The organism is Methanoregula sp. (genome assembly GCF_049518935.1).
Taxonomy (GTDB): Archaea; Halobacteriota; Methanomicrobia; order Methanomicrobiales; family Methanospirillaceae; genus Methanoregula.
Genome location: NZ_JBEKRH010000006.1, coordinates 42,657 through 63,138 on the forward strand (window position 1 = coordinate 42,657; position 20,482 = coordinate 63,138).

Annotated in this window: 25 protein-coding genes; 10 read left to right on the top strand and 15 right to left on the bottom strand. The window is 54.1% G+C overall.

Annotation, left to right across the window (positions count from 1 at the left end; genetic code table 11):
- The first annotated feature begins 394 nt into the window (after positions 1 to 394).
- The gene (gene dinB / locus ABSE13_RS05950; protein ID WP_424027587.1) at positions 395 to 1,477 is read left to right on the top strand and encodes a DNA polymerase IV; all 1,083 of its coding nucleotides are present in this window, start codon (positions 395 to 397) and stop codon (positions 1,475 to 1,477) included.
- On the opposite strand, the gene ABSE13_RS05955 is transcribed toward dinB, so the two are convergent.
- Positions 1,478 to 1,849 (bottom strand): hypothetical protein, encoded by a 372-nt coding sequence (locus tag ABSE13_RS05955; RefSeq protein ID WP_424027588.1) that lies wholly within the window; start codon positions 1,847 to 1,849, stop codon positions 1,478 to 1,480. It lies immediately after the preceding gene.
- 137 nt (positions 1,850 to 1,986) lie between these two features.
- Between ABSE13_RS05955 and ABSE13_RS05960 the strand changes: the two genes are divergently transcribed.
- Entirely contained in the window at positions 1,987 to 2,274 is a 288-nt protein-coding gene (locus tag ABSE13_RS05960; RefSeq protein WP_424027589.1) for a DUF1294 domain-containing protein, read from the top strand.
- 60 nt (positions 2,275 to 2,334) lie between these two features.
- Positions 2,335 to 2,820, top strand: a complete 486-nt coding sequence (locus tag ABSE13_RS05965; protein WP_424027590.1) for a deoxycytidylate deaminase — start codon at positions 2,335 to 2,337, stop codon at positions 2,818 to 2,820.
- A 119-nt stretch (positions 2,821 to 2,939) separates the two neighbouring features.
- Here ABSE13_RS05965 and ABSE13_RS05970 read toward each other — a convergent pair whose 3' ends face one another.
- The 3 genes from ABSE13_RS05970 to ABSE13_RS05980 all read right to left on the bottom strand — a co-directional run bounded on the left by ABSE13_RS05970 (position 2,940) and on the right by ABSE13_RS05980 (position 5,058).
- On the bottom strand, positions 2,940 to 3,446 hold the full coding sequence (locus ABSE13_RS05970; RefSeq protein ID WP_424027591.1) for a hypothetical protein: 507 nt from the start codon (positions 3,444 to 3,446) through the stop codon (positions 2,940 to 2,942).
- A 102-nt stretch (positions 3,447 to 3,548) separates the two neighbouring features.
- Complete coding sequence (locus ABSE13_RS05975; protein WP_424027592.1) at positions 3,549 to 4,292, bottom strand: hypothetical protein; 744 nt, start codon at positions 4,290 to 4,292, stop codon at positions 3,549 to 3,551.
- A gap of 94 nt (positions 4,293 to 4,386) precedes the next feature.
- Positions 4,387 to 5,058 carry a lactate utilization protein gene (locus tag ABSE13_RS05980; RefSeq protein ID WP_424027593.1) on the bottom strand — a complete coding sequence of 224 codons (672 nt, stop codon included), beginning with the start codon at positions 5,056 to 5,058 and terminating at the stop codon, positions 4,387 to 4,389.
- A gap of 125 nt (positions 5,059 to 5,183) precedes the next feature.
- Here ABSE13_RS05980 and ABSE13_RS05985 point away from each other — a divergent pair, with 125 nt between their 5' ends.
- The gene (locus tag ABSE13_RS05985) at positions 5,184 to 5,699 is read left to right on the top strand and encodes an adenosine-specific kinase (RefSeq protein WP_424027594.1); all 516 of its coding nucleotides are present in this window, start codon (positions 5,184 to 5,186) and stop codon (positions 5,697 to 5,699) included.
- A gap of 49 nt (positions 5,700 to 5,748) precedes the next feature.
- Here ABSE13_RS05985 and ABSE13_RS05990 read toward each other — a convergent pair whose 3' ends face one another.
- Positions 5,749 to 7,233, bottom strand: a complete 1,485-nt coding sequence (locus ABSE13_RS05990; RefSeq protein ID WP_424027595.1) for an MFS transporter — start codon at positions 7,231 to 7,233, stop codon at positions 5,749 to 5,751.
- Positions 7,234 to 7,813: 580 nt separating this feature from the next.
- Between ABSE13_RS05990 and ABSE13_RS05995 the strand changes: the two genes are divergently transcribed.
- Entirely contained in the window at positions 7,814 to 8,065 is a 252-nt protein-coding gene (locus ABSE13_RS05995) for a DUF504 domain-containing protein (protein WP_424027596.1), read from the top strand.
- 135 nt (positions 8,066 to 8,200) lie between these two features.
- Positions 8,201 to 9,022, top strand: a complete 822-nt coding sequence (locus ABSE13_RS06000; RefSeq protein ID WP_424027597.1) for an N-formylglutamate amidohydrolase — start codon at positions 8,201 to 8,203, stop codon at positions 9,020 to 9,022.
- Positions 9,023 to 9,045: 23 nt separating this feature from the next.
- On the opposite strand, the gene ABSE13_RS06005 is transcribed toward ABSE13_RS06000, so the two are convergent.
- The 5 genes from ABSE13_RS06005 to ABSE13_RS06025 form a co-directional block, all read right to left on the bottom strand.
- Positions 9,046 to 9,540 (bottom strand): peroxiredoxin, encoded by a 495-nt coding sequence (locus ABSE13_RS06005; RefSeq protein WP_424027598.1) that lies wholly within the window; start codon positions 9,538 to 9,540, stop codon positions 9,046 to 9,048.
- Between the two features lie 88 nt (positions 9,541 to 9,628).
- A complete protein-coding gene (locus ABSE13_RS06010; protein WP_424027599.1) occupies positions 9,629 to 10,399 on the bottom strand; it encodes a YkgJ family cysteine cluster protein in 771 nt (256 codons plus the stop codon).
- A 19-nt stretch (positions 10,400 to 10,418) separates the two neighbouring features.
- A complete protein-coding gene (locus ABSE13_RS06015; RefSeq protein ID WP_424027600.1) occupies positions 10,419 to 11,705 on the bottom strand; it encodes a nicotinate phosphoribosyltransferase in 1,287 nt (428 codons plus the stop codon).
- 144 nt (positions 11,706 to 11,849) lie between these two features.
- Positions 11,850 to 12,305 (bottom strand): hypothetical protein, encoded by a 456-nt coding sequence (locus ABSE13_RS06020; protein ID WP_424027601.1) that lies wholly within the window; start codon positions 12,303 to 12,305, stop codon positions 11,850 to 11,852.
- 473 nt (positions 12,306 to 12,778) lie between these two features.
- Positions 12,779 to 13,276 carry a hypothetical protein gene (locus ABSE13_RS06025; RefSeq protein ID WP_424027602.1) on the bottom strand — a complete coding sequence of 166 codons (498 nt, stop codon included), beginning with the start codon at positions 13,274 to 13,276 and terminating at the stop codon, positions 12,779 to 12,781.
- A gap of 189 nt (positions 13,277 to 13,465) precedes the next feature.
- On the opposite strand from ABSE13_RS06025, the gene ABSE13_RS06030 reads away from it, so the two are divergent.
- Complete coding sequence (locus ABSE13_RS06030) at positions 13,466 to 13,990, top strand: DUF308 domain-containing protein (RefSeq protein WP_424027603.1); 525 nt, start codon at positions 13,466 to 13,468, stop codon at positions 13,988 to 13,990.
- Here ABSE13_RS06030 and ABSE13_RS06035 read toward each other — a convergent pair.
- Positions 13,971 to 14,174 (bottom strand): hypothetical protein, encoded by a 204-nt coding sequence (locus tag ABSE13_RS06035; RefSeq protein ID WP_424027604.1) that lies wholly within the window; start codon positions 14,172 to 14,174, stop codon positions 13,971 to 13,973. The two genes, ABSE13_RS06030 and ABSE13_RS06035, sit on opposite strands and share 20 nt — an antisense overlap.
- 225 nt (positions 14,175 to 14,399) lie before the next feature.
- Positions 14,400 to 16,001 carry a DEAD/DEAH box helicase gene (locus ABSE13_RS06040; protein WP_424027605.1) on the bottom strand — a complete coding sequence of 534 codons (1,602 nt, stop codon included), beginning with the start codon at positions 15,999 to 16,001 and terminating at the stop codon, positions 14,400 to 14,402.
- A gap of 146 nt (positions 16,002 to 16,147) precedes the next feature.
- On the opposite strand from ABSE13_RS06040, the gene ABSE13_RS06045 reads away from it, so the two are divergent.
- Positions 16,148 to 16,723, top strand: a complete 576-nt coding sequence (locus ABSE13_RS06045) for a flavodoxin family protein (RefSeq protein ID WP_424027606.1) — start codon at positions 16,148 to 16,150, stop codon at positions 16,721 to 16,723.
- 338 nt (positions 16,724 to 17,061) lie between these two features.
- Here ABSE13_RS06045 and ABSE13_RS06050 read toward each other — a convergent pair whose 3' ends face one another.
- A complete protein-coding gene (locus ABSE13_RS06050) occupies positions 17,062 to 17,553 on the bottom strand; it encodes a hypothetical protein (protein ID WP_424027607.1) in 492 nt (163 codons plus the stop codon).
- Between the two features lie 223 nt (positions 17,554 to 17,776).
- Positions 17,777 to 17,902 (bottom strand): hypothetical protein, encoded by a 126-nt coding sequence (locus ABSE13_RS06055; RefSeq protein WP_424027608.1) that lies wholly within the window; start codon positions 17,900 to 17,902, stop codon positions 17,777 to 17,779.
- Positions 17,903 to 18,485: 583 nt separating this feature from the next.
- Between ABSE13_RS06055 and ABSE13_RS06060 the strand changes: the two genes are divergently transcribed.
- A complete protein-coding gene (locus ABSE13_RS06060) occupies positions 18,486 to 18,716 on the top strand; it encodes a hypothetical protein (RefSeq protein WP_424027609.1) in 231 nt (76 codons plus the stop codon).
- A gap of 42 nt (positions 18,717 to 18,758) precedes the next feature.
- On the opposite strand, the gene ABSE13_RS06065 is transcribed toward ABSE13_RS06060, so the two are convergent.
- Positions 18,759 to 19,502, bottom strand: coding sequence for an MBL fold metallo-hydrolase (locus ABSE13_RS06065; RefSeq protein WP_424027610.1), 744 nt, complete (start codon positions 19,500 to 19,502; stop codon positions 18,759 to 18,761).
- Positions 19,503 to 19,640: 138 nt separating this feature from the next.
- Between ABSE13_RS06065 and ABSE13_RS06070 the strand changes: the two genes are divergently transcribed.
- Positions 19,641 to 20,480: a deoxyribonuclease IV gene (locus ABSE13_RS06070; RefSeq protein ID WP_424027611.1), complete on the top strand. Its 840-nt coding sequence runs from the start codon at positions 19,641 to 19,643 to the stop codon at positions 20,478 to 20,480.
- Positions 20,481 to 20,482 lie beyond the last annotated feature (2 nt).

The window sequence follows — 20,482 nt, forward strand, 5'->3', positions numbered from 1 at the left end:
AGATTTTTTTTAAAAAACCTGAAAAAATATTGAGTCATTCTCAATCCTGCCAGGGAATGACCAATCACTATGCATATGCCCGGTTCAAACATTTTGTCCATCACGTAAAGAACCCCGGAGAAAAAAATGTCACATATATGCCCGGTCTGTGGCAACTCTAAAACATTATGCTGCGACGATGACCTTGGTGATGACGGAAGGTTCCTCTCCTGCCAGGAGCCGGGTGGCGGATGTGGTTCAACGTTCAGGATTACACCTGATGGGCACTATCACGATATTTTTTAGCCTGCCCGGATAAGACCGTACGAATTCCCTGCACCGGTAAAAAAACATGCGGTCACTTTCAGCCTGCCCGCTAAAGTACTATATCTCCGGGAGTACCATCTTTTAAAAAATGGTTCCGCATGACCCCCGGCAGCGGATTATCCTGCACCTGGATATGGACAGTTTTTACGCCTCCGTAGAAGTCCGGTACCAACCCGGCCTTGCGGGAAAACCTGTGGTAATAGGTGCAGATCCAAAACAAGGCAAAGGCCGGGGTGTTGTCTCTACCTGCTCGTACGAAGCACGGGCGTTTGGTGTCCGGTCGGCAATGCCTGTTTCGCAGGCATTTGTCCTGTGTCCCCATGCGATCTTTCTCCCCCCGGATTTTGCAAAATATACCCGGACATCTGCAGAAGTGATGGAGATCCTGGGATCGTACGGGTATCCTCTGGAGCAGGTAAGTATTGACGAGGCCTTCCTCGATGTATCCCCTCTCGGGAATTTTGAAGCGGCACGTACCCTGGCAGGAGAGATCAAGGCAACCATTCACCGGCAGCTTGGCCTTACCTGTTCGATAGGGATCGCCCCGTCGAAAATTGTGGCAAAAATTGCATCAGATGTTAAAAAACCGGATGGGCTGATGATAGTGGAACCCGCAGTACTCCACGAATTTCTCGATCCGATGACCGTGAGAAAGATTCCCGGGATCGGGAAAAAGACCGAAACCGCGCTCTTTGATCTCGGAATCAGGACCATCGGTGATCTTGCACGGTATGATATCCAGGTATTGATAGGAAGGTTTGGCCGTGGGGCGGTTCTGCTCCGGCAGGTGTCCCTGGGAATCGATGACAGTGAGGTTGTGGCCCGCGACGGCATGAAATCGATCTCACGGGAGATGACTTTCGAAACGGATACCGATTCGATCGATGCCCTGCTCCCGGCAGTCGACACCCTTGCTGATGATGTCCATGCAGCTCTTGCAGACGGGCAGCTCAGGTTCCGGACACTTACCGTCAAAGTCCGGTTCCAGGGATTTGTCACGAGGACCAAAAGTCACAGTCTCCCCCACTATTCCCGCGACCCGGCACTCCTGCGATCCCATGCCCATGCCCTGTTCCGGGAGCTGTACAACGGCAGGAAAATACGGCTCATCGGTATCCGCGTCTCCTCCTTTGAAAAACCCGATGTGCAGCAGACCACCCTGCCGTTATAATCAGCGGCCGGTTGTTTTTTGAGCATGCAGGTGCATCCAGTCTTCCAGGTCTTCGATCTCAAGGGAAAATGATTCAACACCTTTGAGCAGATATGAGAGGTCCTTGTTCCCGAAGTCAATCCGATAGCCATCTGCGTCAAGGATTTTTTTGATAATGCCGAGTGCAGTCCCCACATTTCCCTCGATGAACGGGGGATACGCACAGAACGAGAAGAGGACAAACGCTGCTTTATGGAACCCATTGCCAGACAGGTTTACCTGAAAGACCATCTGGTGAAGACCGGCCTCCGAGAGTATCCGTGCATCGCCTCCCTCATGTGCGATGAGACGCAAATGGATGGCGATGATGTCATCTGTGGTCAGATCATCCATGGATACTGAGGTATTGTATCGTGGTGAATGCATAGGTTGCGGCAGGCTTGTGCATCAGGAATACATCCCTATCGTTAATAACTCGCCCTCACGATGCAGCCTCCATAGGATTATCCCGGACAAAGGACAGATACTCATTGGAGCTGGTAATCATAGCCGATATGCTGGTTTTTATTGTTCTCTACCTTGTGGCAAACCTGCTCGCATTTGGTGCATTTGCCCTTGACAAGGGGAAGGCAAAGCGTACCGCATGGCGGATAAGCGAAAATACCCTCCTGGCACTGGCATTCCTCGGTCCCGTGGGAGGGTTTTGTGCCATGAGGCTCTGCCGGCATAAGACTCACAAAGTAAAATTTTACCTGGTCCCCGTGTTTCTTGTAATACATCTCGTAATAATCGTGTACATTGTCAGCAGGGTTATGTAGCCCGGGATCAAGCGTTCAAACCATGCTTCTTTAATACCGGGGTTTGCCATATTCTTTTGAATGCGGACCAACAGGCATCAGTATTTCCTTGACCTTGCTGCCCGGTGCGCCCACCAAGGTACCTGCCTCCGGCGCAATTTCGGTGCAATCATCGTTGATGAATTCAATACGATTGTTTCCACCGGGTACACTGGCGCGCCCCGGAAACAGATGGACTGCACCGAACTGAACCGGTGCTGGAGAAAGGAGCACAACATCCCCTCGGGTTCGAACTACGAACGGTGCAGGAGTGTTCACGCGGAGATGAACGCGCTCCTCCAGGCCGGGAAGCACTCCCGGGGGTGTACGCTCTACTTGGCCGGGTTCGACGTTGAAACTGACGAAATTACCCAGATATGGCCCTGCTTTCTCTGTTCCAAGATGATCGTCAACAGCGGAATCGGCAACGTGATCATGCGGACCGGCGGGGACAGCTACAAAGAGATGGATCCGATGGTGCTGTACCAGATGCGGAGCCGGGAAGCCCTCGGAGAGGACACGAAATAACGAGGGCGCGCAGGTCTCATTCTCCTGTTCTCATCTTTTCCTGTAACTTTTTCTTGTTGTAACAGGAAGCCACACGAATCTTAAAAAAAAATTCTCAGTGGAGTTTCTCTTCACACTCTTCATGCATCCGCATGCCGGATCTCATTGTAGAGCGACACAAGGGAAAGACTGATGAGGTTCATGGTGGTGGCTGCGTACCAGAGGAATGATTCCAAAGGACTGAGTTGTGTGATCCATCCCGTCCAGAGCATGGTACAGATAAGTGAGAAACTTATCAGGGTATCGATCGCAAGGAAGACGGTGGGTTTACCGACAATCCGTCCGATTTGTGCGATAGTACAATATTCAAATCCTGCCTGACGGTGACTGAGATCCAGGAGGGATCTCCCGGTGTTCATGAGAAGGTCAGCAAGCGCCCAGATTACGATCAGCCAGCCCAAAACCGGAAAAAACGGGATACCCAAGGGGTTTTCCCGGATCGCCATCATACCGAATAGGAGTTTGAATATACAAAACGGGATACCTATCGTCAGGCTCAGGAAAACCGGGCGTACGAAGAACCTCCTTATGGGATCGGTTTCCGGTGGTCGCATCATAGTATCCAGCGTGAATTGTTTTTCAGGCATAGGAGATCACCCATTCTCCCTGGCAGGGTACGCAGGTGTTTTTTTTGCCGGGGCAACTATTTCCTCGTAGTTTCCCCGTGTCGTCCGGACAACTGCCCGGGCTCACCTTCTCCGGAGTAATATCAGGCCGGCGAACACAGAAACAAGCGCAATACCTGTTTCCAGCGAGGCATGTCGTGGGAGTGTAGTCGCAGGCAGAGGAGTGGTCGGGACCTGTGAACTAATCTCAGGAACGGTGGTGGGGACAGGTATCGGGAGAGGTGTCGTAGTCTGGGTTACCAGAATCTCCGTGGGTGTGATGATCATCGGGCCCGGTGCTTTTCGGGTATAAAGCGTCTCTTCGATCAGGAGATTGTCCCCTTCAACGGATTGGGGATTTTCCGCTTTTACCGAATAAGACCTGAGTGCCGTATTCGTAGATGTCTGGAACTGGACGATTGCCTGACCGCTTGCATCCGTCGTGACCAGCGCGTAATAATTGGTATTGGGCATATCAGGTGTGGATGCTGCTACGTCGTCGCGTATCGTGCGTCCCCCGCCATTATTGTACTGGTATGACCCTATCGTGTACGGGCCGCCGGCCGGATCCTTCATCACATTCTCTGTATTATCCGCAATATACGGGGGCTGGTCTCCCGGTTTGCCCGTCATGGTGAATGTTCCGGGGAGCCAGATATAATAGGAGGTGTTCGGCAGGCCGGTGAGGGAAACGGTGAACCTGCTGCCCCTTGTCAATGAGTCGCTGATCGACTGCTCAGTTGTGGTTGCCGCGGAAACGGGAACCAGGACAATCAAAACACATACAAGGAACAGGAGCGCGCAGCACTTCAGGTATTTTATCGTCATTGCATACACTCATCCGGTCTGCTGAAGTTGTTAATCTGACATATACTGTCTATGATTAAAAGGATGCGATATACGTGCATTACAAATGGCCTGTTCAGTATCCCAGTGCCTCGTTGACAAGGACCAGTGTCACCCGGCCGGGAATTTTCTCGCGGGCAAGGATCACACATTTACCAATGCTGCTCGGCGTCCCGTATGCCCGCTGTGCCCGTGCATTCTCCAGCCTGAACGCGTACTCAAATACCCGCTGCATCGCCAGTTCGAGTAATGGTGTGATCTTGTTGATCCCGACCACGAGGATGAGGTGACCCGCAGCAAACGGCCATGCACCCACCCGGCTCCCGCCTGCATCGCAGGCAACAATTTCGCCAGTCTGTGCGATCGCATTTGCACTAGATACGAAGTAGTCTGCAGTTACGGATTTTCTCCTGAGTTCAGCCCGTTTTTTCTCGTCATTTTCTGAAGTGATGCTCGCGTGAAGGCTTTTCCATCCCGACCTGCCGCTGGCAATATATTCGTCGAACCCTATCTCGATCAGGGTAGTTGACGAACCGGTCATCAGCTCCGCACCCTGAGGAATGAGCTTCTTTAGTATAGCGAGGGCCGCATCCCCATCTGCTGCCGGGACAACGGTTATTCCCCGATCCTCCACGGCCCTGATGGTCAGGCGCACAATATCCGGCGATGGCAGGGTATTCCATTTACGGAAATCCACTTCTGCTTCCCGGATCTGGTTCGCGGCACTGAACGGCGTTGATTTTGTCATGTATTCTCATCAGGGGGGTGTATCTCAGGGAGGTTTATATTTTTGCCTGACGGACAAGCCCCGGGATCCTTCTCCACGACAGAACAATCCTTTATTACGGGAAAGATGCATCTCCCACATAATGTGTGGTGGAAGTGGCAGCAATGGAAGATAACGTGGTATTCAGAATTGTGGCATTGGAAATGCCCGATAATGTGAACCTCATTCTTGGGCAGTCCCATTTCATTAAGACCGTCGAGGACATCAGCGAGGTTGTAGCAGGGTCCGTGCCGGCTGCAAGGTTCGGCCTTGCATTCTGTGAAGCCTCCGGGGACTGCCTTATCAGGGTTGATGGGAATGATGACGAATTGAAAACGATGGCGGCAGATCATGCGGGCCGGATTGGTGCAGGGCATTCCTTCCTCCTCCTGTTGAAAGACTGTTATCCCATCAATATCCTGAATGCGATCAAGAACATCCAGGAAGTCTGCACCATTTACTGTGCCACGTCAAACCGGGTTGAAGTGATCATCGCGGAATCTGTCCAGGGACGAGGGATCATGGGCGTGATTGACGGGGAGAAACCCCGGGGTGTTGAAAGTCCCGAGGATGTGGCAGCGCGGGTCAGAATGCTCAGGAAATTCGGGTACAAACGGGGATAGCGCCCCCGTATTCCAGCTGATGGAAGGAGGAAGCGCAGGGCCGGTGGAATCACGAGGTCCTGTGCATTTTTCCCCTGACCAGTGAGAAGAAGATTCCCACCAGGCAGAAGATCGCAAAGAGGATGAACCCGATGTGCATACTTGTCATGAACTGTGGGTAATACGCGGGCGTTATTTCTACCGGGCCGATGATCACGGCAAAGACCAGCATCGCAATCCCCATCGATAACATCTGCCCAAGGAGACGCATCGTTCCGACCATCCCCGATGCAACCCCGTAATTGCGCTTTTCGACAGCGCTCATGATGGCGTTCGTATTCGGGGAAGAGAAGAGACCGAATCCCGCCCCCAGTATGATGAGGCAGAGGATGAGGTACCAGAGAGTGGTTGTTTCCGTAAGGAATATCAGGAGAAAAAGACCTGCCGCTGTGAGTGCCATTCCTGCCGATGCAACCACCGCGGGCTCAATACGATCCGACAGTTTTCCTGCGATCGGGGAAACAATGGCCTGGAAAGCGGGTTGCGCTATCAGGATCAGCCCGGCACTCTCAGGAGTGAAGCCGTTGGTGTACTGGAGATAGAGGCTTAACAGGAACGTGACCGCATATGTTGCACTGTAGTTGATCAATGCAGCAAGATTGGAGAACGCAAAGATCCGGTTTCCGGTGAACAGTCTCATATCAAGGACCGGGAAGGAGATCCTCCGTTCGTACAGGACAAACAGGATCCCTGCCGCTATCCCGGTGAGAAGGAATGTGTATCCTGCACCTTCGGTTGCAACGGAGAGCCCGTACATGACTGCAACAATTGCGATCCCATAGATGACAGACCCGGTCAGGTCAAAGCGCTCGCCCCGGCACTCGGCCCAGTCTCCTTTCAGTTTCCAGGTGACAAGGAGAATAGCCGCGATCCCGATGGGGACGTTCACAAAGAAGATACTCCTCCAGCCGAAGTACTGGGTCAGGACGCCCCCGAGAAAAGGACCCAGCGAGAGGCCGAAGTATACTGAGGTTATGTAGATGCCGAGAGCTTTTCCCCGCTCTCCGGGCGGGAAGACCGAGCTGAGAATAGCAACCGTAGTCCCGAAGATCATCCCGCCCCCAAGACCCTGGATGATACGAATTACTATCATCACGTTCGTGGAAGGAACCATGGTCATTGCAAATGAAGCGGCTGCGAAAATGCCGATGCCATACAGGAAGATCTTTTTTCTTCCGTAAATGTCTGCAATCTTTCCGAACGGGACAAGGAAGAGCGCTGCCGCAAGGAGATATGCGGTTGCGATCCACGAAAGGGAGATGACGTCCATGTGGAATTCTGACCCGATCGTAGGGAGTGCGATGTTTACTGCTGCCCCGTCAAACGGGGTCAGGAATCCCGCAAGAACCGCAATCAGGAGAACTATTCCCTTTTCGGTCCCGGTCAGGGCATCCGTCGGATTCCGGCAGATTTCATCGGTTACCGGTCCCGGACTGCCCGTATCAGGTTCAGCAGGTTCAGCGAGGGTGCCATCGGTCGATTCTGGTTTCTGCATCGGTATCTGTGTTCCGTTATCTGGTATTTCTGGAAACTGTTGAATGCAACCCGTGCACAGGGAATGCGAGGTGCCAGTAACCTGTGGTAGAGTACCTCGTCCCGCTTTCCATAAGAGTATTTTCTGTCATTAATCCCGGGTGCCGCACTATCAATTTTTTATGCCGGATGTTACTTTCGGAACTGCTGTAATCACGAAAGGAATCAGGTGTTCTCCTTCTCATTCATAAGGGAGCATCCACAGGACTCTTCACGCAGTTTTCGAGAACGGTTGCACCTTCTATAAAATACTCTGTAAAGAAAATCGCGTATTTTGATACAGTTTTAGAAATTTCATATTATATTCTGGCGTATCCCGTTAATCCGGCAAATCCATAATACTTTTATACCCCTTTCCTTCCACTGGAAAACCCTATATAAATGGCACAAACTAAAAAACAATACCTTTTAATAACATTCCCGGTCTGGCCGGTTCAAAAGGAAATGCACCTTGATTCCCGATTCGTCCCCATCCTGTTGCAGGATGAGGAAATATTGATTGCGTCCAAGAGTCCATTGCCCATCAGGTACGCTGATGCGTAATGCTCACAAGCCACGAACTGCTCCTGCAATACTGGCATGATCCGCGGTATGTCTTTGCTGATGTTATGGTATGCTATGTCGATCGCGGGGCACTTGGCGACCGCTCATGCGTAAACGGGAGTGCTATACGGGTACTCGAATCGTACTATTTTGAGATCGGTTCCGGAGAAATTACAAAATACATACCCTATCATCGCATACAAAAGATTACCTATGCCGGTGAACCGGTCTGGGAACGGCAGGGCCGGTAATGTTGAGGGAGTTGAACATTTTCAACAGAGATCCCACAAAAAATGTGCGTTTATTCCTTGTAGATAACCTGGTGTGCAACGGCACCCTATCCAAAGATTAACAAACCCTTACTCCCATCTTCAGACAGGATAAGAATGCAGTATCCATTCCTCATCTCCATCCCGCATGGCGGTACCGCGATCCCTCCTCTCGTAGCAGACAGGTTTGCCCTGGACCAGCAGGAGGTCGCCTATTACAGTGATCCAGACACACGGACGCTGTTCCATTTCGGTAGTGCAGCCGGGGCGGTGATCGACACCCCCGTCTCCCGCATGGTGGTCGATCTCAACCGGCCCCCGCTGCCCGTTCCACCCCATGACCCGGATGGTATCATCAAAGTACGTACTATCGATGGCAAACCGGTCTACCGCGCAGGCCAGTTCCCTGACATGCACACGATCCACCGTCTTATGATGGAATGGTACTTCCCGTATCACCAGCGGATCGACGAACTGATCGATACGAACGGGATCAAAATCGCGTTCGACTGCCACACGATGCTTCCGTTCGGATCCCCCGAACAGAAGGATGCAGGTAAGAAGCGACCCCTGGTCTGTCTGGGAAACAACGGAGACCCCCGGGGTCTGGCAGTGAACGGGGGTATTACTACCTGTCCTGAAACATGGATACATGCGCTTGCCGGGGAATTCCGCAGGGAATTTTCCCCGGAATTTCCTGAGGATGCCGTCGCGATCAACACCCCGTTCTCCGGGGGTTTCATCTCTAATGCGCATTACTGGCGAAAAGGTATTCCCTGGATCCAGATTGAGATCAACCGGTCCCTGTATGAACCTTGCGTGGATCCGGATCCTATCCATGGACTCGTATATGGGCAGACCGGTGAATTGCGGGAAAAACTCTGGCAGGTACTGACCGGCTTCTGGGACCGGCTGGGCACGGATGAAAAAAGGGAATAAATGCGATCTGCCATGAAGGTTTTTTAGGAAACTTCCTTCTTTTTCGCAAGTAACACTGCTTTGACGTCCTCCGCGTGCCCTTTCGGGCTGACCTTTCGCCAGACAGCAACGATGATGCCTTCAGGATCGATCAGGAACGTATCCCTCTGCGTCCCGAGAAACTCCTTGCCAAACAGGGTCTTTGGTTTCCAGGAACCGTATGCATCAAGTACCGTGTGGTTCGTATCGGAAAGGAGCAGGATGGACAAGCTGTGCCTCTCGGCAAATTTCTGGTGGCTCGCGGGAGAATCTGCACTGATTCCTATGACCTGCGCACCGAGTTCCGCAAACTTTTCAAGTGCAGCATTGAACTGCATCGCTTCCACGGTGCAGCCAGGGGTATTATCCTTCGGGTAAAAATACAGCACTATCCATTTTCCCTGGAAACTGCCGAGACATACCCGGGACTCTTCTGCATCCGGCAGGCAAAACGGTGGTGCTTTCTTTCCCATGAGGGGATCATCGGGTGACTGGGCCATTGGTATCAGCAGAGTGATTGGTATCCCGGCTCTTCAAGGTACTGTTAGGTACTGTTCGGGGAACGACCCGTCCCGTCTTTGCGGTATTTTAGTCATTGCGGATCAGGTGCTCTTCAAATCCGCCGTCGTAATAGACCATCACCCGGATCACCCCGCCTTTTACAAAGGCCCGCATCCGGTCATCATAGATCTTCTGCACATGCCTGAGTTTGTGCCGGGCGAAGTGCTCCTGGATACATTCAAGAAAGCTGATCTCCTGGGTCAGGAATGCATTCTCGTATTCCTTTGTCTCCCGTGCACTGGCGATGGCTTCCTCGTCAGGAATCACCTGCCCGTACTCTCCGTGGTGATTGAGCCCGGAGATCTGCCGCCAGTCCACCTTCCCGGTTTCATCCGGCTCGCGGTGGAGCATATACGGGTAGATGCGGCAGATGGCAAACCGGCTGTCATAGATACGGCAACGGCCGTTTTCAAGAAACCAGCAGGAACCATGTTCGTCCGTCTTTGCTTTCAGGGCATACCCGGAGACATAGAATGTCCCGTTCTGGTCGCAGAATTCCGGGTCCGGGGCCGGCTCGAGGGCCTCCGGATCGATCGACCTGACCGTGGCAACATCGCGATCGAGCAGAAAGACATGGCCGTTGAACTCACGGGTGCAGCATTTTGCGCAAGCGGTGCACGTAAATCCGATCTCCCGGATGATGGCGGCAAGACGTTCCATGGGGTACTCAAAGAGACTGTTGCGCTCCTGGGTGAGGGCTGAACTACGGAAAGGAATCGGTACAAGGGAAATGGTGATCACATCGTATTCGCTATGGGGACATTTGGCAGGGCATGGTATTGTTTTTTTGTACCACAAAGGCCGGGCTCCCGATCGTTTATGGCCGGCCCTGTCCGCGTTTCTGCTGCACGATAACAGGATATTCTTCTTTTGCAAGCTTCTTCAGGTGTTCAGGGACCTGTGCGACCCCGTTCTCGTATGTTGCACGGATCGCTGCCAGTGACGGAAGCGGCAGAACTGGTTTTCCGTGCCGGAGATATACCCTGACCAGTCCCTTCCCCTCTTCATCGCCCGCAACCACCACCTCGTCATGTTCCATGATCCCGCCCGCATAATGGCGTTGAATCTGCCGGCGGTACGGGAACGTGGCCTTGCCCGGGCTGCTCTTGGATCTGGGCTCCCCCTCATATTCCACGAGTTTGTAGATCATGTCGAGGTAGGGTGCATCCGATGACGTGATGAAATGCGTTCCTACACCGAATGAATCGATGGGAATGCCTGCCGCCAGCCATTGGTCAATCGAGTACTCGTCAACACCGTTGCTGACAAAGATCTTTATCCGGGACAGGCCGGCCACGTCAAGGCGCTTCCTGATCGCGGTTGCCTGTTCCGGAATATTCCCGCTGTCGATCCTGACCCCCGTAACCGACATACCCTCCTTCGCGAGCCGGATGACCGTGTCCGTGCAGGCGAGTGCATCATAGGTATCGATCAGGAACAGTCCCCGGTCCGGGAATGAAGCATGGTATGCCCTGAAGGCAGCCTCTTCGCTCGCAAACAGCATTACATATGAATGCGCCATTGTCCCGACGACCGGGATACTATACAAACGGCCAGCCTCAAGGTTCGAAGTCCCGGAAAATCCGGTAATGAATGCGGCCCGGGCCGCTGCAATCCCGGCTTCCGGCATATGGGAGCGACGGAAACCGAAATCAACAATACGTTTCCCCCGGCTTGTAACCGTTATCCTCGCGGCTTTGGATGCAGCAAGGGTTTCGAAATGGATGCAGTTGAGTGCCAGCGTCTCGAGGATCTGGATCTCGGGGAGAGGCCCCTCTATCTGGACAAGAGGTTCGTTCTGGAAGACAATCGTACCTTCCGGCACCGCATACAGGTTCCCGGCGAACCGGTACCTGCGGAGATACTCAAGGAACTCACTACTGAATATGCCGAGGCTGTCAAGGTACGCGAGGTCTTCATCAGTAAAACGGAACTCCCCAAGCTTATTGATGAGCGTTTCAAGCCCGCATGCGACAAGAAAATTCCTTTCGCCCGGGAGGGTTCGGCAAAAGAGGGAAAAGACCGCCGTGCCGGTTTTGCCATGCTCGAGGTAACTTTGCGCCATCGTCAGTTCATAGAGATCGGTGAGCAGTGCTGTTCCCATCGAGGTTTCACCAGGTTATTATCCCGCTTCTTTGATCCCTGCACGATCAGGGATCGTCTCCATTTTATTCAACAGCAGATGAGAAAAAACAATGGATGTAGTGATCACGGATACCCGCAGATCATCCGGCCACCCGGTTTCCCGTTATTCAAATTCCAGCAGGACCCGGATTTTGCGTTCTATATGCCCGGATATCTGGAAACAGCCATCCGGGCGGGGATCACCCACCAGTTTCCGGATTGCCTCCTCCAGCTCGTGGTCGGAGATCCCATGACATTCGTGATCCAGTGTTTCTTCCCGGGGAACCTGGTGCGGGGACGCCGGAATCCTGCACAGGCACGGGTTTGAACACCTGACCCGGATGAAGTAATAATTATTCCCGACCAGGGATCGGCGGTCTTTCTGTACCCTCTCCAGCACGATGCCGTATTCTTCCTCATCCGATCCCTGCACAGGGTCTGAAATGATTACCCAGCGGGATTCACCCGCATGCTGACATCCCATCACGCTCCCCTCCGTTTTTTTGGACCATTCCCGCGTCCCGCTGGCATTACGCCTGAGGGAACCTGCACTGTGGATGGAGGGAACTGGATTTCTCATGATATATATTTTTTCGCGGACAGGGATATACGAAGATATCAGGAAAAAAATCAGGAAAAAAACGAACAGGACTGACCTGTTCCATTTTGAACCTCACTGCGCTCACCCGCATCCGTGGCACTGAATTTTCAGGCTGAGATAATCTTTGATGAAATCCGCTTTGGGAAGACTGCCGCTCAAAACACGTTATGACGATCTCCCCCTCTGCCGGTAATGAAAGTACCTAATAATCCCGGCCTGCCTCCTCCATACAAGGAGCGTAGGAAAAAGCATACAGGTTATTGTGAAAGTGGCAGGTGTTCTGATCGGCCTTTTTGTTATCGCGAATGGTATCTGAACTGTCCTGATGCCCCCGTTTGGTGATGAACCTCAGGGATATGCCATTCGGTCGGGATTTTCATCCCCATCATAACGTTATATGTGGGACAACTGGACGACCAGTCCGAAACATAACTAAAAAAAATGAGAAAAAATCAGTTATACGACCGGAACGGTATGTAAGCGTCGTAGATCTTCACCCTGTCCCCGTTGGGAGTGATCGCCCAGACTTCAGCCCTGTCGTTATTCGACGTCGTTCCGGGAAGAGCGATATTTTTTCCGACAAAGAGCGGCTTGACCATCTTGTCATTCTCAACGACCCCGTCAGACCGCGTGATCTGGACATCGATCTCAGGAACTACGTTCATACCCTTTCCTCCGCGGAGGGTGGTGGTGATCTCCGGGTCGATCGCTTCCCCGTTGCTCTGCACCTGGACCTCAATGCTCCAGATCTCGGGGAGCGTCTGGGTAGGCCCGGGCGTGACGGATGCGGGGGTGGTGGCCATGGTCGTCGGGGCTACGGTTATTTCCGTGGTCTGGACGGTGGTCGGTGCCGGTGTTGCAACCGGCGCTGCAGGCTGGGAACATCCCGCCGCAAGCGTGAGGACCATGCAGAGCATCAGCGTGAATGCAATAGTCAGTATCTTATTCATACCGGATGGTTTCCCGGGAGGGTATTTGAGGGTTTTGTCAAGCAAGGTGCTGCGGCATGGTTTTTTGCAATTATTTTTTGCATGCGCATACTTTTTAAAAATAAAATAAAAAAACACCGTCGAAATTAATATCAGGCGGGATGTCGACGTTGTACCATGAATGAACCGCATCCGCTCAGGTGGAAATCAATGATAAGCCTGGGTTTTCTCACACTCTTAACCGGGATGATCCTGCTCTTTTTCCCGGGTTTTGTCACCGGCATGTTCTCACTATTCGCCGGGATTGCCATCATTATGCTTGCCGGCATTCTCTTTGCTGAAAGCCTGTTCATTGATCGCGAAGGCCTGCCCAGGTGGGGAATATTGATCCTTGGAATTATCGGTATCCTTTTTGGTCTTCTCGTTATTGCCGTCCCCTCCCTTCTTGTCATTGCGACCGGTATCGCGCTTGGACGGTTCCTGTTCCTCTTTGGGATCATCGAGGCGGTCGTCAGCTATGTCATCATCGAGGATCTCATGGTCCGGCTGGTTATCGCCTTTATGGGATTCTTTGCCATCCTTCTTGGCACAGTGATCATCCTCAACCCCGCGGCCGGTATTGATACGCTGGCCCTCCTCACCGGCCTCTATCTTGCGGTCTTTGGCATGATGCGGATCGCGCACGGGATCAATGAGCGCCATGCCGAGCAGAACATCACAATAAAGCGCCTGTAACTACCCCGGGGCACTTTTTTTCTTTAACAATCAGTATGGTCCCGAGAATCAGACCTAAAATACCACGATATGAGGGGTATATTGCCAGACCAAGACCTCTCCGTACTTGCATCAATCCAAAGAGACTCGAGAGAATACCGAGAATTATGATTCCAATGGGGGTATTTTTTTTATCTGTATCCATATTCAGATAAGAATTATTCAGTCCAAAATAAATACTTCGATTTTAGTTTTTTAAAAATTCCAGACAAATAATTTCCACCGTAAATAACAGTCAATTGTGTATTACCCTCAGGAAATCCTGGACCGTGAAACCCCCCAGAGTGTTACTATTTGTAAGGATTTCTTCAGGGCAGGATAGATTCAGATCGATTTCGTGTAAACACCGAAAAAAGAAAAGAATGGAATATTACGCTCGTTTTCCCGATGCGGGTTCAATCCCGGTGGGCTGGTTGCGGATTGTCCGGTCCTTCATAATGTTGTAGACTTCCGCAGCATTCTCTTTTGGCACTTCGACAAAGGAGTAGGAATCGAGGATCCGGATCGCCCCGATCGCTTTCCCGGGAATCCCGGTCTCACCGGCAATTGCCCCGACAATGTCCTTGGGGGCGACCTTGTGCATTCTTCCTACGCCGAGGAAGAACCTGACCATGCCATGCTCTGCACCGGTATCGCCGAAATCGACCTCCCCGGATGGTTTCTCTGCAGTCAGCTCTGTTCCGAGTTCCATCTGCATCTTGAGAAGCGCGGCGGCAATATCCACCGTGCTGACGTCGCCCTCGGCCTCAGTCTCGATGATCCGCACGAACTGCTCGAGGCCGCCTGCCTGGATCGTCTCGCGCACCTGCTCGAAGACCGCCCGGGTCTTGGACTGGGCGACATCGCTCTGGGACGGCACCGGCATACGGGCGATCTGGACCTTTGCGTAGTGCATGATCTCCCGGAGCTTGGTAAAGTCCTTGGGGGTGACAAAGGTGATCGCCTTACCGCTCTTGCCCGCCCTGCCGGTCCGGCCTATGCGGTGAACGTAATATTCCACATCCTGCGGCACATCGAAATTGATCACCATGTCCACGTCGTCAACATCGATACCCCGTGCAGCCACATCGGTTGCGATCAGGATCTCGATGGTGCCCTTGCGGAACCCGCCCATGACCCGGTCCCGCTGGGACTGTTTCATGTCGCCGTGCAGCTCGTCTGCGCGATATCCCCGGGCCCTGACCTTCCCGGAGAGTTCCTCCGCGCGGCGCTTGGTGTTGCAGAAGATGATCGCGAGGTTCGGGTCAGCCATATCGATGAGCCGGCAGAGCGTGTCCAGTTTGTCGCGCTCCCGCACCTCGATATAGGACTGTTCGGTCTGCGGCACGGTCAGCTCAGCATACTCGACCCGGACGAACTCCGGCTTTGTCTGGAACTTCTGGGAGATCTCCAGGATCGGCTTTGGCATGGTGGCCGAGAACATGAGGGTCTGGCGTTTCTGCGGGATCTTCCGGAGGATCAGTTCGATGTCGTCCCGGAATCCCATGTCGAGCATCTGGTCGGCCTCGTCAAGGACAACTGTTGCTACGTCGTCGAGCCTGAGCGTGCGGCGGTTGAGGTGGTCCATCACGCGACCGGGTGTGCCGATCACGATGTGGACGCCGGATTGCAGGGCCCGCAGCTGGCGCTCGATGGGCTGGCCGCCGTAAATCGGCAGGACTGTGATACGGGGGAGGTGGGCAAGGAGATGGGAGAACTCTTCTGCGATCTGGATCGCAAGTTCACGGGTCGGGCAGAGTACGATGGCCTGCACGACACGACGTGTCGGATCTATCTTCTCGATTGTGGGAATGCCGAATGCTGCGGTTTTGCCGGTGCCGGTCTGTGCCTGGGCAGTCACGTCACGACCGGCCTGGATGAGAGGGATGGCGAGTGCCTGGATAGGCGAGGGCTCTTCGAAGCCCATATCTTCTATTGCTTTTCCGATCTCGCGCGAGAGGTTGAAATCGGAAAACTGTATACGTGTATTCATGTTGCAACACCATTTAGCGCATGAGCTCATAAGGTGGCGCACGAAAACCGTGCTGAATCTGTACAGAATCGGTTAAATCTATGGGTCAACTACTCCCCCGGCGTTTTATACCGGCACGCAAGACAGGGATAGTACAGGATATTAGTATGAAGGTTGTTGCATTCAACGGCCGTGCGCGTAAGGATGGGAACACCGCGATCCTAGTCAGCGCGGTCTTCAGGGAACTGAAAAAGGAAGGGATCAAGATGGAACTTGTCCAGCTTGCAGTTAAGAAGATCCACAGCTGCATTGCGTGCGGCAAGTGTTTCGAGAAGAAGGATGGCAGGTGCGCGGCCAAGGGGGACATCGCGAACAACTGTATTGAAAAGATGGCGGACGCGGACGGGCTCATCCTTGCATCGCCCACGTATTTTGCCGATGTCTCGACCGAGATGAAGGCCCTGATCGACCGGTCCGGGTATGCGGCAAAGGTAAACGACGACATGTTCCGGCGCAAGGTCGGGGCTGCGGTTGTCGCGGTCCGGCGCGGCGGCGTGATCCATGCTTTCGATACCATGAACCATTTCTTCATCATCAGCCGGATGGTGGTGCCCGGCTCGTCCTACTGGAATGTGGGCATCGGTCGCGAGGCCGGAGAAGTGAAGGAGGATGATGAAGGGATTGCCACGATGAAGACGCTGGGCGCCAAAATGGCGTGGGTGATGAAGAAACCCAACAAATAATTTTTTTGGTATTTTTTTTGTATATTTGGATCCCGTGTCTGTTTTTTCTGGGCGATGTCCTTTGCAATGCAGGACACCGGCTTTTGTTTTGTGATGGAGGGAGTTGTCCGGTCGTTTTTTTAAAATACGGGAAATTCACCAGAAAACCGGACCCGGTACCGAACGATCCGGGCATGATAGTCCCGTGGGGGGCACGAACTGAAACCCGTTTTCATGTCCGATCGGCCTCCCAATAGCGTCTATTAGCGCCCCTTCTCCGTCAGACGGTAATCCGTGAAGATCGGATTGAATTTGTCCCCCGTTTTTGCGAATTTGTCCTCCAAAAACCCCCGAAATGGTCAAACGGAGCCCTCTGCGGGCTTCTTTTTGACCGTCTCCAAAACCAGGTGTTTCTCCGACGGAGAAGTGGGAGCCGGGGATATCGCCGGTGGGGGAGATGTTGTTCCGCCGGTACCTGTCTTCCCCGTGGGATCACTATTCTCATGCAGAGGAAGGGGCAGCCCGTCCCTCCCGATCTCCACAAGACCGGCATCATCCACGCGGAAGAACCGAAGCGATCCTTTTTTGGAATATATCCAGAACTCCCTGCGTCCCGGAATACTGCGCAGCAGCCGGATCAGGTCGCGGAACTCCGCTTCGAGTTCTGCCACGGATCTCCGGAAAGGGACCGCCCTCCGGAGCCGGATGAAAATATCCTTCCCGCCAATGATGATCACGAAATCCGCAGGGCACTCATCATCCTGGACAAACTGCATGACCAGTCCTCCCAGGGCCCGGGCAACGGGAAGCGCGACGTCGAGACCCCGGGCCGGCGGCCGGCCCCGGCTCACGCTCCCGCCCCGCCGCACTCCGGCACACCAACCCTCATCACACCGGCCCGCAACTCGCGACTGACAGACCGCGTATGGATGGCAAGATTGTAGAAATGCCGGCCGGTCTTCTTTACGACAATCCGCTCCAGTTCTTCACCGGCTTTCTTGATCTCCTACCGTATCACGGACGAGATGAGGAAGAGCGGGATGTCCGGTTTTACGAGGGCTGGTCTTCGCGGCATCACATCCACCGCCGCTGCGGGAACGTGGCGATCCGCCGGTCCATCTCATCGAGCCGCTTCTTGAGCCGGCCTGGGAGGGTGATGTACTCACGGGCGGGGTCATAGCTGGGAGAGTCCTCGCCCACCGCAGTTCCTCATTCTCCCGTCCTGCACCTCCCGCACCGGACGGCTGCTGGTCCCGTTTCGATACCTCACGGGAAGGCCCGGCAACGCCTTCGCTTCTCCGCCCCAGGGTCCCGGGGGATCCCGCTATGGTTTCATCATCATGAGCTGTCAAGCAATTCACACCTGTGCTGTTTTCCGGCCATCGTTCCTGCGAACGAGAGCTTTCGCTGGAGTCTGTGGAATACCCGTGAGCCGGACCGGCGGAGCCCCTGCTGTATGCAGCGGCCCCCCGGTTCCCGGCACGTGGCGTACGGCAGACCTCTGGCCCGTTACCCGTGCCGGATTCAGGACACCGGCCCGGTATTCAGTGTTGTATTCCGTTTATGTCGGGTACAATACCGGCACGGGCACCCGAACGGTTTTCCCCGGAGCCGGCGATCTGTAGTTCCACCATCCCATATGGACTTTGCAATACGCTGGAGAGAGGGTGAAAAACTCCGTCTCCCGCCATACTCCGGATGATATGCCGGAGCACAGTCCCCATCATCGCGTACACGAAAGAGCATGGAAATACAGAAGAGCCCGGTGTGACGGGCAGCAGTGATGCCGGCGTACCCGATCTGCCGGATCCTCCTTGCCATTCGTGAACAGGAATTGACAGGCATGTATATACTAGCTGTAATAAAAAACGAGAATATATGCTTGCTGGTGACTGAGAAAAAGGTCGAAGTCATACCGGGAAAAGACCGGTTAAACGTTCACGGAACCGGCATACTCGGCAATTTTTCCGGTCCGGAATACGAAGCGCGCGACGCCGGGCCGGAACTCCTGTAAATCGTGCTTTTAACCACCGGGACTACCTGAAAACAGAATTATTTACACGTCGATGGTCATATCATCGGCACCCACGACAAGCCCCGGGCACTCCGGTGCAAACCGCTCCTCAACCGCCCTCCGCTCTTCAAGCGTCCGGTACACCTCTGCCCCAAAGTGCGTGAGGGCAAGCCGCCGTGCACCCGCCTCTTTCGTGATCGCGATCGCCATCTCCGGGTTCAGGTGCGGCCACCCCGGGCTCTCCTCGCCGGGTTTCAGCCCGCATTCCGTGATCAGCAGGTCGGCATTGCGGCCGAGGCTCACGGCATTGTCGCAGACACCGGTGTCCGTGCAGTACGCGATCACCTTCCCTTCGAGTTCCAGACGGTACCCGAGACAGGGTGCCGGATGGACGAGCGGGAGGCAGGTGACCGTGAAGGGAAGGTGGTGCGTTCCTTCAGTGAGTTCGCGAACTTCATTTTTGAACGGGAGCTCTTTGAACGGCACGGTGTATGGCTCGTTGACGAACGTCTCAAGCTGCCCCAGCGTTCCTGCCTGCGTGAAGACCTTCAGTCCCTTACGGAACCGGAACTTGCAGAGAGTGTGGAGGCCGGCGATATGGTCGATATGCATGTGGCTGAGGAAAAGGAATACCGGCTTGTCCTGCGTGATGTACCGGTCTGCCTTTGCGATACCGTTGCCGGCATCGAGAATGATATCAAACTCCTCCGACTGCACGAGCACCGAGACGGTATTGCCGGTCACGCTGTCGTACCAGCCGTTGGTGCCAAGGAACGTCACCTTCATGTATACCGGATTGGTGTTATCCCCCAAAAAAGAACCCGGTGTTGTTCTCAGCATCAATGGGCTTTTCCCCAATCACAATCCCCAAATACCCCTGCACCCGATTCCTGATCAGATGATCCGAAAGGAGCGCAGAGCGGCATGGTGAAAGTCGGGGTCCACGTCTCGATCGCCGGCTCCCTCGATCTCGCTGTGGACCGGGCCAAGGATGCCGGGTGCGATGTGTTCCAGATGTTCTCGCGCAACCCCCGGGGATGGGCATACCAGCCCGTTCCCGGCGAGGTTGCCCAAACATTCCGCACAAAGATCCGCACCACCAGCCTCATTCCGGTCGACCACATGCCCTACCTCCCGAACCTTGCCTCGCCCAAACCCGATATCTGGGAGAAATCGGTCTCTGCCCTGACTGCCGAACTCGGCCGGTGCGGCACGCTCGGGATCCCCTACCTGGTGACCCATCTCGGCCACCACCTCGGCGACGGTATCGCAGGAGGACGCGTCCGGGTAATCACGGCGATCAACACGGCGCTCGGCGAATCGGACAATGCCGTGCAGCTGATCCTTGAAAATACCGCGGGGGAGAAGAACAGCGTGGGCAGCAGTTTCGAGCACATCCGGGGGATCATGGACGGGATCGAAGAGAAGAAGCGGATCGGGATCTGCTTTGACACCTGCCATGCGTTCGCGGCGGGCTACGAGCTCCGGACTGAGGAAGGGATTTCCGAAACGCTTGCGCAGCTTGACGAGCAGGTTGGCCTGGAGAATCTCCGGGTTATCCACCTGAACGACACCAAGGGCGACCGGGGCAGCGGCCTTGACCGGCACGAACACATCGGCCTCGGGTTTATCGGGGAGGACGGGTTCCGGCATATCCTGCATAACAGGGTCTTTGCCACCCTCCCGCTTGTCTGCGAAACTCCTGTGGACGACAGGCGGGACGATCGGGGCAACATTGCAAAGGTACGGGAACTATCTTCCTGAGG